This is a genomic window from Sphingobacterium sp. SGG-5, from assembly GCF_011043525.1.
Classification (GTDB): Bacteria; Bacteroidota; Bacteroidia; order Sphingobacteriales; family Sphingobacteriaceae; genus Sphingobacterium.
Map to the genome: position 1 here is coordinate 1 of NZ_JAAKGO010000008.1, position 15,427 is coordinate 15,427.

At 45.8% G+C, this 15,427-nt stretch carries 15 protein-coding genes; 14 read left to right on the forward strand and 1 reads right to left on the reverse strand.

The window, feature by feature from the left end; all coding sequences use genetic code 11:
* The 13 genes from G5B30_RS13045 to G5B30_RS13105 form a co-directional block, all read left to right on the forward strand.
* On the forward strand, positions 1-947 hold a 947-nt coding region (locus G5B30_RS13045), incomplete at its 5' end, for a glycoside hydrolase family 2 TIM barrel-domain containing protein (RefSeq protein WP_317164349.1).
* Positions 948-996: 49 nt separating this feature from the next.
* Positions 997-1,809 carry an SGNH/GDSL hydrolase family protein gene (locus G5B30_RS13050; protein ID WP_165320446.1) on the forward strand — a complete coding sequence of 271 codons (813 nt, stop codon included), beginning with the start codon at positions 997-999 and terminating at the stop codon, positions 1,807-1,809.
* A 1-nt stretch (position 1,810) separates the two neighbouring features.
* A complete protein-coding gene (locus G5B30_RS13055; protein WP_165320447.1) occupies positions 1,811-2,734 on the forward strand; it encodes a succinylglutamate desuccinylase/aspartoacylase family protein in 924 nt (307 codons plus the stop codon).
* 1 nt (position 2,735) lies between these two features.
* The gene (locus G5B30_RS13060) at positions 2,736-3,551 is read left to right on the forward strand and encodes an SDR family NAD(P)-dependent oxidoreductase (protein ID WP_165320448.1); all 816 of its coding nucleotides are present in this window, start codon (positions 2,736-2,738) and stop codon (positions 3,549-3,551) included.
* Positions 3,548-4,657, forward strand: a complete 1,110-nt coding sequence (locus G5B30_RS13065) for a pyridoxal-phosphate dependent enzyme (RefSeq protein WP_165320449.1) — start codon at positions 3,548-3,550, stop codon at positions 4,655-4,657. Before G5B30_RS13060 ends, G5B30_RS13065 begins: the two co-directional genes overlap by 4 nt.
* 9 nt (positions 4,658-4,666) lie before the next feature.
* Complete coding sequence (locus G5B30_RS13070) at positions 4,667-5,569, forward strand: dihydrodipicolinate synthase family protein (protein ID WP_165320450.1); 903 nt, start codon at positions 4,667-4,669, stop codon at positions 5,567-5,569.
* The gene (locus G5B30_RS13075; RefSeq protein WP_240903209.1) at positions 5,569-5,952 is read left to right on the forward strand and encodes a RidA family protein; all 384 of its coding nucleotides are present in this window, start codon (positions 5,569-5,571) and stop codon (positions 5,950-5,952) included. The genes G5B30_RS13070 and G5B30_RS13075 overlap by 1 nt, the downstream gene beginning before the upstream one ends.
* Before the next feature lie 8 nt (positions 5,953-5,960).
* Complete coding sequence (locus G5B30_RS17430) at positions 5,961-8,291, forward strand: M81 family metallopeptidase (protein ID WP_240903210.1); 2,331 nt, start codon at positions 5,961-5,963, stop codon at positions 8,289-8,291.
* 25 nt (positions 8,292-8,316) lie between these two features.
* Complete coding sequence (locus G5B30_RS13085) at positions 8,317-9,369, forward strand: hypothetical protein (RefSeq protein ID WP_165320451.1); 1,053 nt, start codon at positions 8,317-8,319, stop codon at positions 9,367-9,369.
* A gap of 12 nt (positions 9,370-9,381) precedes the next feature.
* Positions 9,382-10,314, forward strand: a complete 933-nt coding sequence (locus G5B30_RS13090; protein WP_165320452.1) for an aldo/keto reductase — start codon at positions 9,382-9,384, stop codon at positions 10,312-10,314.
* Between the two features lie 26 nt (positions 10,315-10,340).
* On the forward strand, positions 10,341-11,141 hold the full coding sequence (locus tag G5B30_RS13095; RefSeq protein ID WP_165320453.1) for an SDR family NAD(P)-dependent oxidoreductase: 801 nt from the start codon (positions 10,341-10,343) through the stop codon (positions 11,139-11,141).
* A gap of 38 nt (positions 11,142-11,179) precedes the next feature.
* Positions 11,180-12,415 (forward strand): spinster family MFS transporter, encoded by a 1,236-nt coding sequence (locus G5B30_RS13100; protein ID WP_165320454.1) that lies wholly within the window; start codon positions 11,180-11,182, stop codon positions 12,413-12,415.
* Positions 12,416-12,430: 15 nt separating this feature from the next.
* Entirely contained in the window at positions 12,431-13,732 is a 1,302-nt protein-coding gene (locus G5B30_RS13105) for an aspartate aminotransferase family protein (RefSeq protein WP_165320455.1), read from the forward strand.
* A gap of 384 nt (positions 13,733-14,116) precedes the next feature.
* On the opposite strand, the gene G5B30_RS13110 is transcribed toward G5B30_RS13105, so the two are convergent.
* A complete protein-coding gene (locus G5B30_RS13110) occupies positions 14,117-14,746 on the reverse strand; it encodes a fibronectin type III domain-containing protein (RefSeq protein ID WP_165320456.1) in 630 nt (209 codons plus the stop codon).
* A gap of 101 nt (positions 14,747-14,847) precedes the next feature.
* On the opposite strand from G5B30_RS13110, the gene G5B30_RS13115 reads away from it, so the two are divergent.
* Complete coding sequence (locus tag G5B30_RS13115; RefSeq protein WP_165320457.1) at positions 14,848-15,414, forward strand: hypothetical protein; 567 nt, start codon at positions 14,848-14,850, stop codon at positions 15,412-15,414.
* Positions 15,415-15,427 lie beyond the last annotated feature (13 nt).

Genomic DNA, 15,427 nt, shown 5'->3' on the forward strand with positions numbered 1-15,427 from the left:
TGGGCAACCGGATATACCTGAACAACGAGCCTTATTACCAACGATTGGTTCTGGACCAGGGATTCTATCCGGACGGTATCTGGACATCCCCGTCCGATGAAGCGCTTAAACGGGACATTATCTTGGGAAAAGAGGCCGGTTTCAACGGAGCTAGGTTACATCAGAAGGTTTTTGAGGAACGTTACTACTACTGGGCAGATAAGCTGGGGTACCTGACTTGGGGTGAGAGCGCCAGCTGGGGCATGGATGCGAACAACATAGAGGCGGCCCGTAATTTTATCTCTGAATGGATGGAATGCGTGAAGCGGGACCGCAACCATCCTTCGTTGGTGGTATGGACGCCGTTCAACGAACAGTGGTGGCCAGATAAGACGAACTACCCTCGCCTGGCCGGGGATGTCTATCGCCTGACCAAACTTATTGACCCGACGCGTCCTGTTAACGGGGTGAGCGGCGGCGCGCATATCCTGACGGACATCTGGACGGTACACCACTACGAACAGGATCCCGTAAAGCTTAGGGATGTCATCTATAAGGACAGTAAATTTTTCCAGACCCCGAACCGTGCCCATCCGGGCAACAGGAACATCGGATTCAACGAGGTCAAAGACAGTAACAATTATGTGTTCCCTGTCTATGATGGGAAAAAACCCTATTTCGTGGATGAATTCGGGGGCATCAAATGGGTCAGTAACGAAAAGCTCCAGCAGCTGGACTCCAAGACACAGACCTGGGGTTATGGCAGTGCACCTCGTACACAGGAAGAATTTTACCAACGCTTAGAGGGTCAGGTGGATCAGCTTCTGTCACTGTCGGAACATGTCTGGGGCTACTGCTATACACAATTGACAGATGTAGAACAGGAACAGAATGGTATCTATAATTATGACCGATCGATAAAGTTTGATATGGAGAGAATCCGAAAAATATTCTCTAAAAAACCGTGATGTGTGATATCGTCTCAAAGATAGAGAATTATTAATGCTATAAAATAAGATGTATATACTTCAATTAGTTTTTCTTGTACCTGTTTTTATAACCTGTGTCGTATTTGGTAAAGGCGTAGATTATGAAGCAGATGCACAAATTATGCCAAAAATATTTTTTGATGTTCAGAAAGGAGCACAGCAAGACAGGCAGGTAATCGCTCAATTATTGGCGGGCAGAACCCCGATCACCTGGCTGTTTACGGGAAATAGCATTACACAAGGCGCGAAGCATACACATGGGCAAAGATCTTATTCAGAAATTTTTTCAGAACGGGTACGCTTTGAAATGGGGAGATATAGAGATATCGTGGTCAATACTGCCATCAGTGGACATACGACCAAAGATATACTGGAAGATTTTGAATGGAGAGTTGCGAAACTACAACCCCAAGTCGTGGTATTGATGATCGGTACAAATGATGCTGCGACAGCAAAGAACATTTCAGTATCGGAGTATGCAGATAATTTGTCCCAGATTATTATACGGATTAGGGATATCGGCGCAGTTCCTGTTTTAGTGAGTCCTACTCCGATTATTACCGACCTCACACCAGAGCGGAGTAATTTGAAACTGTATGTAGAGGCTATGAAAAATATCGCAGAAGAAGAACAGATCATCCTTGTCGATAATTGGGCAATCTGGAAGATAGATCTGACAAAAAAGTATGATGGACAAGTTTTCCGCCAATTATTGAATGACCCGTTGCATCCGAATGGAACAGGTCATAAGGAGATTGCCATATCCTTGTTCAGGGAGCTTAACATTTTTGATCCGACACAACCAACAGGGGGTGCACCCTATTACGAAGGAGAACATTAGTATGATCAATCCTTATACGATAAATCCCGGACAGAGCGGCCCCCGGGTTCTTATACTGGCCGGTGTTCATGGTGATGAATATGAACCCATGTTGGCCGCTATGCAGCTTTTGGATGAATTGCCTGATCTGCTGATCCGAGGCTGTGTGACTATCGTACCTGTAGTGAATGAGGCGGCATATGTCAATGGGAGCCGATGTGCCTGCGATGGAATTGATATGGCTCGTATATGTCCGGGGAATAAAGAAGGATCTGTCACCGAACAAGCTGCAGATGCTGTAAGCCTATTGATAAAAGAAGCCGATTACCTCATTGATATGCATACGGGTGGTTTGCTGTATGATATCTATCCGATGGTGGGCTATATGTTGCATAGCAGCCCGGAAATTCTGGAGAAACAACAGCAAATGGCCATCGCCAGTGGCTTTCCCTTGATCTGGGGAACGGATAGTCGCCCAAATGGTCGAACCTTGTCCGTTGCGAGGGACCATAACGTTCCGGCCGTATATTTTGAATATGGTGGAGGAACGGGCTTTCGCGAAGAAGTCGTAGAGAGGTACAAAGAGGCCTGCATACGGATATTAGCGTATCAGGGGCTTTTTGAAGAGCCTTTTTCTATTCAGGACAGATATAACTACTGGCTGGAAGATGAGCGACCGGATAGCGGTCACCTACAGATAAAAATGCCGGCTCCTGTGGGAGGGGTTTTTATAGCCTTGGCAAAAACAGGGGAATATATGCGTAAGGGACAGTTATTTGGGGAGATAGCAGACCCCTTGTCCAAAGAGACTCATCCCATATTTGCCGGAGAGGATGGATTGGTATTTCTGTTGCGAACCAATGTACATGTCAAGGCCGGTGAAGCCTTGGGGGGGATATTGGCGGTGGATTTATTTGACAAAAAGACGATAAAAGAAATTGAATGATATGACAGCACATAAGGTCGCTATCGTGACAGGTGCCACACGTGGTATAGGCCGTAGTACGGCCATTGGCCTTGCCAGGAAAGGTTATCATGTGGCTTTGGTCGGAAGAGACAAAAACGAGTTGATGGCATTAAAGCAGTGGATTGAAAAAGATGGTGATACGCATGCTATCGTCTGTGCAGGGGATTTATCGGATACCCATTTTTGGGACGAAATAATCGAAAGTACACTATCTATTTGGAACTGTATAGATCTTTTGGTCAATAATGCGGCATGGAGAACTATAGAACCGATGTCAGACATAGACATTACAAATTGGGACAAGACGATTCGGATATGCTTGACTGCTCCCGCATTTTTGGCAAAGAAAGTATGCCAGAGCATGTTGGAAAAGGGTATAAGCGGGGTAGTCATCAATGTGTCTAGCGTAATGTCACAACGCACGGGAGGCTATAGTCCGGCCTATGCTGCCTGCAAAGGAGGGATGGAAAGCCTGACATACGAGTTGGCTACACTATACGGTCCAGCTAATATCCGGGTGGTCTGTGTCAATCCCGGCAATGTACAAACGGATATGGGTCAAGATTATGAGGACCAGCAGGGCAATAACGTGAGTGCCCAGATAGGTGCTGATATGAACGATCACACTCCCCTAAAGCGAGCCGCTTCTTCCGAAGAAATTGCACAAGCTATTACTTGGCTTTCATCCAAAGAGGCTTCTTTTATTACGGGGACGACCCTTGTTGTGGATGGTGGTTTTACGCACAACTTCAACAGTTATTCCATGAAAAAATTACAATTCCCCCATTTGTTTTGAAAGGTATCTGGAAATATGAACAATTGCTGCCGAGGATTGGTAGCGCATATCAACTCTCTATAGGAGAGGGTGGTACGCCTTTGGTCAGATCCAAACATATCGGTCCGGCTTTGGGGCTTAAGAACCTGTACTTTAAATTGGAGAACCTCAATCCTTCGGGGTCTTATAAGGATAGGTTTGCCGCCATTGCTCTGTCACAGATACAGGAGCAGGGCGTAGGGTTTTGCCTAGCGACCTCCAGTGGCAATACGGGTGCTGCCTTAGCGGCCTATAGTGCCGTAGCTCGCATACCCTGCTTCTTGGCTATTGTGGATGGTGCCCCCGAAGGGAAGCTCACGCAGATGGGGGCCTATGGAGCGGAGACATTGATGGTCAAGGACTTTGGAAAAGACGTCGGAGTCACGCAGGACACTATGGCATTGTTGGAACAAATTGCTTTGTCGTACGATAGCGTGGTACAGGTCAGTGCTTTTCGGTATAGCCCGTCCGCCATGCAAGGGGTGCAGACCATAGCTTACGAGATAGCCGAGCAGTTGGGACAGGAAAAGGCGCAGGTGTTTGTTCCGGCTGGAGGTGGTGGGTTGACACTGGCTATTTGTAAGGGTTTTGATAGATGGGCAGAGGTATTTTCGGACTATGTGAAACCGACCATACATTGTGTACAGCCTGAGGGTAACGATACCATAGCAACAGCTATCCGGAATCAGCTACAACAGGCAACTGCTATCGCTATGAGTACAACTGCCGTTAGCGGTTTGCAGGTCCCTGGTGTGCTGGACGGAGATGAAGTACTAAAATACTGTATGAATAATGCAGGGATGGGGCACACTGTGCAGGATGAAGAGGTATTTGCCTGGCAACAACGGTTGGCACTGGAAGAGGGAATTTTTTGTGAACCTGCAGGGGCTGTTGCTTTGGCTGGGTTGGCAAATGCCCTAAAGAATAAAGAAATCGATACAGCAGCTGCGGCTGTTTGCATCGTGACAGGACACGGATTCAAGGACCCTGTCTCTGTCCAATGTATGGCAGCAGCGTCAGATCTGTTGTATATGGAGAATACGACAGTGTTGGAAAAATATTTAAAAACAAGGGTTAAACGAAAATAAAAGGTCAATATGGAAAATAAATTTAAAGGCGTGTGGCCGGCGATGTTCACACCTGTAGATATTGAAGGTAATGTTGCTGTGGTCGAATTGAAAAAACTGGTAGAGCTATTGATCTCTCAAGGTATGGATGGACTATATATCTTGGGGTCGACAGGGCAGGGCGTACTCTTTACCGAAGAGCAGCGAAAGCAGGTCGTAGAGGAAGTGATGGCTGTTAATGCAGGAAGAGTGCCTATCATGGTACAGGTAGGAGCAATGACGACGGCCGAGTCTGTACGATTGGCACAACATGCTGCCAAGCTCGGCGCTGACGCCATATCATCGGTGGGGCCTATTTATTTCTCGGGCAATCAGGACACCGCATTGGAACATTACCGTCAGATAGCTGCTGCATCTGATTTGCCGTTTTTTCCGTACCAGTTGGGCAATAATACGATGGGCAATATTACGGGGTTTATCGACGAACTGTTGAAAATCCCTACCCTGAAAGGTATGAAACTGACTACCGGTCAACTGTTGGAAATCGGTATTGTCAAAAATCATGTAGGAGATCGTTTGCACCTGTTCAGCGGAGCGGATGAGTTGATGTGTCATGCAGCACTTTGTGGTACTTCTGGTGCGATAGGTTCTTTCTATAACCTTTGGGGGCCGGTTTGTAAGACCGTGAGAGCTTCTTTTAAGGAGGGGAATTATGCTCTTGCTGAAGAGTTTATGCTTGAATTTCAAAAAGTTATCATGTATGTGCTGCCCAATATATGGACATTTTTGAGACAAGCCATGCAGCTTAAATATGGAATTGATATCGGTGCGACGAAAGCACCACTGGGTACGATGCAAAAGGCGTGGGACGATCAGGAAGTACAGTCTATTATAGACAAGATAGAATCAATGACAGAAGTATCCGTAGCGTAATGATGAAAGATAAAAAAGTAATAACAGGAGACAATATCCCAAGAAGTTTTCTTCCTTTTTCGCCGGGCATACAATCCGGGGATTATGTATTTGTTTCGGGTCAGGCTTCGGTAGATGGAGAAGGTAATATCGTAGTAGATACTTTTGAAGGGGAATGCCGGCGGTCGTTCGAAAATGTGCGTACTATATTGGCTGCGGCTAACCTTACGTTTGACGATGTTGTACAGGTCAGAAATTATGTCGGTAGGCAGGAAGACCTGGCACAGTTTAACCAGATCTATAAGGAGTATTTCCAGACACCCTATCCAGCACGCACCACGTTGATTGGTTGCCTTGGTGACCTGTTGAAATTTGAGGTAGATGTGGTGGCACGAATAAAATAGGAAGGAACATGAGGTATAGGGTAGCGCTTTTGGGTATTTATCACGAGTCCAATACGTTTATCGACGATCCGACAACCCTGTTTGATTTTGAAAACGGGCATCTGCTGGTGGGCGAAGCGATACGTGAGGAATACCGGAATGCACATCATGAGATCGGCGGAATGCTGGAGGTGATGGAAGAGGAAGGGATAGATGTTGTTCCCGTTTTCTTTGCGGAGGCTACACCTGGTGGGGTTATTACCGAAGAGACGTATTCTTTCTTGACGGACCGGATGTTTGAGGAATTGGAAAAAGTACTCCCTGTGGATGCTTGTTTGGTCGTTCCACATGGAGCGGGTGTCAGCGAGAGGATAAGGGATATGGACGGGGATTGGCTGATGCGGTTACGCAGACGGGTAGGCACAGCGGTGCCTATCGTCGGCACGCTAGATCTACATGCCAACGTCAGCCAGCAAATGGTTGATGCAACAGATGCTTTGGTTGCTTATCGGGAAAATCCTCATCTGGATCAACGGGATAGGGGGAAAGATGCGGCTCGAATACTGGTGTGTATGCTCAAACAAGGGCTGGAAGTTGCCCAACATTTGGTGCAGGTACCCGTAGCAATCAGTCTGGAGCAACAGTTTACCCAAAGTGAACCTTGCAAAAGCCTGTACGGACAGGTAAGCTTGGCAAACCAAGAAGACCATGTTCTAGCGGTGAGTGTGGTTTTAGGATTCCCCTATGCAGATGTGCCTGAAATGGGGACATCGATCATTGTAGTCACGGAGATAGGCAAGGATCTGGCTAGGCAGGTGGGCAGCATGATAGCGTCCTACATTTGGAAAAATAGAAAGCAGTATGTCGGTAAGAAAAACAGTGTCGATGAGGTTATTTTCAATGTACAGCACTTGAGTACACCTGTTTTGTTTCTCGATATGGGTGACAACATAGGTGGAGGATCACCGGGCAATGGACTTAGCCTGATACGGGCTTTGGAGCGTGATGGAAGATACCGTTATTTCAGCTATGTTTACGATGCTGAGGCTGTTGCCTTTCTTGAAGAACAACGAACAGACGGTTATTTTCCGCTTACTTTGAAAGGGTTTGATGAATCTGGCGATGTACAGCTGACAGTAAACGCACATCTACTAAATCTGACGGATGGTGTGTTTCAGGAAGACACCCCTCGTCACGGCGGGCAGGTGCGGTACGATATGGGTAGGACGGCTGTCGTGCAAACAGACAAAGGTGGTGTGCTGATGCTCTCTACACTTCGTGTCCCCCCTTTTAGTCTGAAACAGGTGACTTCTTTTGGTGTAGCCCCCGAAGAGTTCGATATACTCATTGCCAAAGGAGTAAATGCACCTATTGCGGCGTATTCACCGGTTTGTAAAAGTATTGTTCAGGTGGATACTCCTGGCGTGACCCAAGCGGATATGACACGGTTTGTGTATAAAAACAGGAGACAACCTTTATTTCCCTTTGAGGAAAAAAGACATACGGTGCATATCGAGTGGTCAGCTACAGAAACTAAGCAGCAACCTTTCTATACGGAAGGACCTGTCATTGACAAGCATGGCAATCTGTTCTTTACTAACCTGAAAGGGCAATCTATTTTACGTGTCGATCGAGTAGAGGGAATAAAAAAATGGTTTGAAATGACCTGCCCTAATGGACAAGCTATAGATGAGCAGGGGTTCCATTGGGTGTGTGATAGTGGCCAAGGTACATTGGTAAAAGTGGATCGTGAAGGAAAGCATGTGGAAACATTGCTATCTGACGGATATTGTGGGGGACAAAAGGTTGGTGTACCAAATGATGTGGTGGTGGACAGCAAAGGACGGATTTATTTTACCGATTCGGTTCGACATCAAGGGAGTGTATTTCTTATTGACGAGCATCGTACCGAAAGCGTATTAGCGGATAATCTGGACTATCCAAATGGTATAGTTCTTTCTCCTTCGGAGGATGTATTGTATGTTGCAGAGAGTTATGAAAACAGAATACTTTGTTTCAAACGCAATCAATCTACCCAAGAATGGGAAAAAGAAGTTTTTGCAGATCTGCCTACACATATTTCCGGAAAAGCGGAAGATAATCTGCCAGACGGTATCGCATTTGACAGCGAGGGCCGGTTGTGGGTAGCGCACTACGGTATGGGGGCACTACAGGCCTTGAGTTCCAAAGGAGAGTTGCTGGCGACCGTGTCCACAGGATTCCCTTTGGTCAGTAATGTTTGCTTTATGCCGCAAGATAATAGCCTGTTCGTAACCGGTGGATTTGGAGAACCCGGTCCTGGAGCTATATTGCGTATTGAACTGAACAGAATAAATCAGAGCGTACAAAATGAGGATTAAACGAGATATAACGAATGTATTACTTATGAGCATAGCTTTAAGCAGCAATGGGCTGTGTGTGTCGAAGGCAGGGAAAAGATTTGATTATGATTTGCCCCCATTGCCCCATACACAGGGAAAAGCGGGGATGTTTGCCGGGGTGAGCCATGGCAAGCTGATCTGCCTGGGAGGGGCAGACTTTCCGGATGAGTATCCTTGGGAAGGAGGAACGAAGAAGTGGTACGATGATGCCTATATATGGGAGGAAACTCAGCAAGAATGGCAACATGTCGAGCGATCAATGCCATTGCCTCTTGGGTACGGTGTATCTGCGAGCTATGCGGACAAAGTGTGGATTGTAGGCGGAAGTAATGAACAGGGCCACTTATCGGCTGTCAGGAGTGCGGAATACGATGACGGAAACATCAAGTGGAGAAAATATCCCGATCTGCCACATGCGCTTGCGAATATGTCGGGTGCACTTGTAGGTAGTCTGTTGATTATTGTCGGAGGTATGGAAACACCTGTGTCATCGGCGTTGCGTACCTGCTATGGTTTGGATCTCGACCAACCGGATCAAGGATGGTTTGTATTGCCAGTCTGGCCGGGACCAGAACGGATCTTTCCGGTATGTGGAACATACAACGGAAAGTTGTATATGTTCAGTGGAGAGCATACGATTGAAAATTCCTTGGGAAACAAACAAAGACATATCCTGCAGGATGCCTATTCATTTCAACCTCGTAAAGATGGAAATCTTTGGACCAGGGATTGGATAAGGCTGGGTGATATGCCCCGGGGCATGTCTGCTGCAGCCAGCCCGTCTCCTCTGATTCATAGGGAAAGATTTAGACTGTGGGGCGGAGTGGATCGGGTAACGGCTTTGCATACGGATCCGGTTACGCATCCGGGAATTTCCGCTACTGTGCTTTGGTATTATCCCGAGACAGATTCCTGGAGATATGACTTACAGCAATCTTCAGAAAAAGGTAGGGTGACTTTACCTACGGTTTTGTACCAGGGGAGTCACTATTATATCAGTGGGGAGATCAGACCGGGGGTGCGGACGAATTCCATTATGAGCGTAAGGAATAAATAAAAAATTATTCAGATGATTCAAGAAGTAAGAAGTTTGGTTACGCCTTTGACATTGGGAACGGTACAACTGGGGATGGCCTATGGTATAGCTAACCAGAAGGGAAAACCCGATATGGAGACGGGTCATAAGATCTTAAAAAGTGCTGCAGAACTCGGTGTAACGACATGGGATACTTCCCGACATTACGGTGTCTCTGAAGAAGTGATCGGAAATTTTCTGAAAAACAATACTTCCTATAGCCCATACGTCATTAGTAAATTCAAATGGAGTGATCGGGCATTGGAAAATGAAAAACTTGCAAAGCAAGAGGCATTAGCACAGGTGCGAACAAGTTTGCAGGCTCTGGGACAGGATCAGCTACCGATATTATTGTATCATACCGATAAGGATCAGGATATTCGGCGCGTGATAAGTATTTTGCCGGGAGTATGCCGATTATTGAGAGAGGAAGGACTGATTAAGGCAGGGGGAATATCGTTATATTATCCAAAGGATGTCGCGGCTATTTTAGAGGAGCCTGAAATTGCGGCGGTACAACTACCCATAAATGTGTTTGACCAACGTTTAGTGGCGAATAAGGCTATGGATGAACTGGCCGATGTGGGAAAGTTAGTTTTCGCCCGCAGTGTTTTCTTACAAGGCCTGTTTTTCTTAACGGAAGATAAGCTCCCCTCTTCTTTGAAAGGGGTTGCGTATTATATCGATGAGCTCAAAAAATTGGCGGATCGTGCAGAAATGACCGTTGCGCAATTTGCCTTTTCTTATGTCCGGGATATCAGGGGAGTCAGTAGTATTGTGTTTGGAGCAGATAATGTCGAACAAGTGAAGCAAAATGTTCAATTATGGAACGGTAAATCTATTCCAGACGAAATCAGGGAAAACGCTCATAAAATATTTGGCAATATCGATGAGCGAATCATTACGCCTGGACTATGGAAATCATAATTAAATAATATCAATTGATCGAATAGATGGATAATATATTTAAACGTTTTTCCCTGAAGGGAAAAGTTATCATTGTAACCGGGGGAGCTGGTTTGTATGGTCAGCCCATTTGCACAGCTTTGGCCGAGGCCGGGGCCTTGGTTTTCATAGCATCCCGCGATGAGCAGAAGTGCGCAGAGTTTGCAAGGTCCTTGTCTGAAAAGGGATATCAGGCTATAGGAAAGGCACTCAATCTGGCAGATGAAGACAATATCCGGGATTTTGTAAAAGATATCGTATCGACTTACGGTGGAGTTGATGTACTCATTAATAATGCAGTCTCTCGGGAAGGGTTTAAAAATCTTGCGGATATGGGCAAGGCCGAATGGGAAGCTTCTCAGCAGATCAACTCCACGGGAATGATGCTGATCACGAAGGAAGTCTTGCATTATATGTGTCAACAACAATCCGGAAATATTATCAATATCGGTTCTATCCAGGGGACTGTGGGGCCTAATTTTCCAGTCTATGGTGATACGGGAATGACAAGTCCAATAAATTATACCTATGATAAGTGGGCAATGGTTGGCTTTACAAAATGGATAGCCAACTATTACGGCAAATTTAACATTCGGGCCAATTGCATTAGCCCAGGTGGCTACGGGCCGGGTATAGCCGAAGCTATAGGCGAAAACGAATTTGTACACAATTATAAAAGACTAACACCCCTTGGCCGCTTTGCGGATGAAAACGACATACAGGGGCCAATATTGTTTTTGGCATCGGAGGCTTCGGCCTATGTGACCGGACACAATTTATTGGTAGACGGCGGTTGGACGAGTTGGTAATATTCATTTAAGAGCGATAAAAACTGAAATAATAGATTATGGCTTCAATAGAAAGTAAAACAACACCCCGGGCCTGGCTGGTTGTGGCTTTGTTGTGTGTGGTCGCCTTGCTCAACTACATAGATCGCACGATGATTACGACGATGCGTGGTTCGATTGTGGACGCCATTCCCATGACAGATGCACAGTTTGGCCTTTTGACGGCAGTGTTTCTTTGGATATATGGTTGTTTAAGTCCTGTGGCGGGCTATATGGCGGATCGTTTTAGTAAAAGCAAGGTCGTGCTCATTAGTCTTGGTATATGGTCTTTGGTGACATGGATGACCGCTTATGCCCAGACCTTTGAACAGCTTTTATTGACACGGGCACTGATGGGTATTAGTGAGGCTTGTTATATACCAGCGGCGTTAGCATTAATCATGGATTATCATAGAGGGAGTACACGTTCGCTTGCTACAGGTATACACATGGCCGGAATCATGGCCGGACAGAGTCTCGGATTTGTGGGTGGATGGATGGCTGAAAATCATGTTTGGAATACACCCTTTTGGTTTTTTGGGGCTTTTGGAATACTTTACTCTTTAGTGCTGGTTTTCCTCTTAAAAGATGCTCCAACCAGAATAGAAAATGAAAAGCCGTCCGAACAACAAAAGGTAAATTTTGGTAAAGGTATGGCTTACCTGTTTCGGCAACGTTCTTTCATATTATTGCTTATATTTTTTGCTTTGGTCAGTATATTGACCTGGTTAATTGTCGGGTGGTTGCCCACCTATTTCAAAGAACAATTCGGTTTATCTCAAACGATGGCCGGCGTATATTCGACAGCTTATATTTTTACATCAGCGATCGTTGGCGTGCTATTGGGAGGATTTCTTGCAGATAGGTTCAGCCGTCGAAATCCGAAGGGGAGAATCTGGGTTCCTGCTATAGGGTTATTGATTGCTGCTCCGGCAATTTTTTTAGCCAGTTATACGACAATATTGCCGATGGCTATCGTGTGTTTTATTACCTATACGGTTACGAAGTCTTTTACCGACTCGAACACCATGCCTATACTCAGCATGGTTGTTGATCCCCGGTATAGGGCCACAGGGTATGGTATTCTGAATTGTTGCGGTACCATCGTTGGCGGTATAGCACTTTACTACGGTGGATTTTTGAGGGATGCCGATATCAGTTTGAGCGCAATCTATCAGTTTGCTGTTCTATTTATAATAGCAGCAGCGATTACATTATTATATATCAGTCCTCGAAAAGAGTTTATTGAAAATTAGAGATCTTAAGATATTATGGAAATAAGTTACAGCAAATCGAATGAGATGCTCCAACGGGCGAAGAAAGTATTAGCCTCGGGAGTATCGTCCGAGTTTAGAAAATACAACCATCCTCATGCTATCTTTTATACGCATGGTGCGGGAAGCAGGATATATGATGTGGACGGCAACGAGTACCTGGATTTCACATTGAGCCAGGGACCTTTGATCTTGGGGCATTCCCATCCGGAGGTGTTAAAGGCCGTACATACATATACCGATTTGGGGCAAATATTTGCAGGGCAACATATCAAGGAGATAGAACTTGCAGAAAAACTTAATCAGCTTATTCCTTCAGCTGCATTGATGCGTTTTTGTTTGGATGGCTCGGAGGCGGTGCATACGGCCTTTCGGATTGCCCGTGCGAAAACGGGAAAGCAAAAGTTTTTGCGCTTTGAAGGGCATTATCACGGTTGGTTAGATAATGTTTGTTGGGGGAATTCGGCTCCATCTGCAGAGGCGTTGGAAAGCCGGGAGAATCCAGTGGTATTTCCCTGGTCTGAAGGGTTGTCCCTGAACTCGAAAGATGATTCCATCGTGCTCCCTTGGAATGATCTGGATCTGGTAAAGAAAATATTGGCAGAAAAACACAAAGATATAGCGGCGATCATTACCGAGCCAGTCATGTGCAACAATGGTTGTATACCACCTAAAGAAGGGTTTTTGCAAGGGCTTAGAGGTCTGGCTGATCAGTACGGTATTGCATTGATCTTTGATGAGGTCATTACTGGGTTTAGACTGGGGCTTGGTGGAGCACAGTCTTATTTTGGTGTGACACCTGATGTGTCCATTTTTGCCAAAGCTATGGGCTCCGGCTATCCCATTAGTGCGATTGTGGGAAAACGTGAATGGATGGAAGGTGTAGAGCAGGGAAAGGTCATCCATGCCGGGACTATGAATTCGTGCAATCCTACCGTAGCTGCGGCTCTGGCTACGATACACGTACTGGAAAGGGAAAATCCTTATGAACGTATGTTTTATCTCGGTAGAAAGCTTATGGACGGTATTCGGCAGGCGGCAGAAAAATATAACCAGAATCTTTTGGTTCAGGGATTGGGGCCGATGTTCAATGTGAGTTTTACCGATTTGGATTCGATTGGAGATTTCAGAGATACTTTTCAGACAGATAAGGCTAAATTGGGTAGGTTTGTTGCTGCTCTGCATAATCGCAAAATCCGTGTGATCGGACGAGGTTTGTGGTATATCAGCACCGCACATAAGGAGGAAGATGTAGACTATGCCATTGGTCAGGTAGAGGAGGTCTTAAGAGATTTATAAGAGATTTTTACTTTTCATTCGGAACAGTTTATCAACCTGAAATCGTTCTATATGCATTATGCCAAGCCCCGTCTACAGGACCTGTTCTCGGGTCTGGTATCCTATAACAGGTTCGTGCAGGCTTTTTACCTCACCAAGGGGAATGTTGACGACAGGGATCTAAATCACATGCTGGAAATGACAAAAGATATTTTCGGAAAACTCTACGGGACAAGGGTTATATCTCAAAGGTGCTGGCCAAGGCTGTCATTGAATATATCAATGATGAGTTAAAGAACATCTGTAAAATACAACATGTCAGACACAGATTGGTAAACAATTTCCTGTTGAATATTTTAGGTGCACTTGCTGCTTAAACCGAACTCACGTTATTTAAGCTTATAACTATCTCACTATGATGAACACACTTTCGCTCCAGTCACCAGGGCCTTTCGAATTGATAGCGCGCACTTGGAATTCATACATTTGCCCGGCCTCCAAGCCCGCAATAATATTGCTGCGCGAAGAGCTTGTCATCACGCGGTCGCTCCAGGACCCATCGCCAGAATCTGTTTTTCGATAGCGGTATTCATACATACGTATGTTTGGTTGACTGTCAAAGCTTATTTTGATCTGACCCGACTGCAAGCCATCTGCAACACGTACATTTTCTACGGCCGTAGGGACTACCAGAGTGCTACGCCCGGCCCGGATAGGAATGCCCGAACTGAGTGCGACGGAAGCCTGACCTTTAGCTATCGAATTGACATAGTAAGCCAGTTGTTGAAGACAGACTTCCAGATGTCGACGGCTTTCACGCTTTAGCGCCTTATCCTCGCGAGAACCCGGTTTATAGGCAACAGCCAGTTTAGCAGAATAATCATCCAGTAAGGTTTTTAACTCAGCTAACGAGGGAATGGGTGAAGGAAAATTGCTGTTATCCGTCATAGAATCGAGTATAGTCTTTGCGATGACCTGCAACTCCTTGTCCCGGATTTTGGAAAAACCGATACGTGCTATTTTCTTTATTGACATGGTAATGTAATTATAAATTATTGATTGTCATATTGTTTGCTCTTGTTGTTTGTGTTGATTTCAGTGTATAAATGGACAAAAATACTAATAATAATGTGACAATGACAACAGGGAATGGGGCGATGATGATAGGGAGTGATATAGACACAACAGGGAATGGGGCAATGATAACAGGGAGTGATACAGACACAACAGGGAACGACGCAGACACAACAGGGAATGGGACAATGATAACAGGGAATGACGCAGACACAACAGGGAATGCGGCAACGCTAACAGGGAATGACGCAGGCACAATAGGGAATGTGGCAATGCTAACAGGGAGTGACACAGACACAACAGGGAATACGGCAACGCTAACAGGGAGTGACACAGACACGACAGGGAACGCGGCAATGATAACAGGGAATGACGCAGACACAACAGGGAATACAGCAATGATAATAGGGAATGACGCAGACACAATAGGGAATACGGCAACGCTAACAGGGAGTGACGCAGACACAACAGGGAATGCGGCAACGCTAACAGGGAGTGACACAGACACGACAGGGAACGCGGCAGAGACAATAGGGAATGACGCGCCGACGGTAGCATCCCACGAGGTGTGTAACTACCACAATAAAAAAGAGGCTGTCCTTTCGAGAAGAACAGCCCTTTTAAACTAAACTAACATGAAAA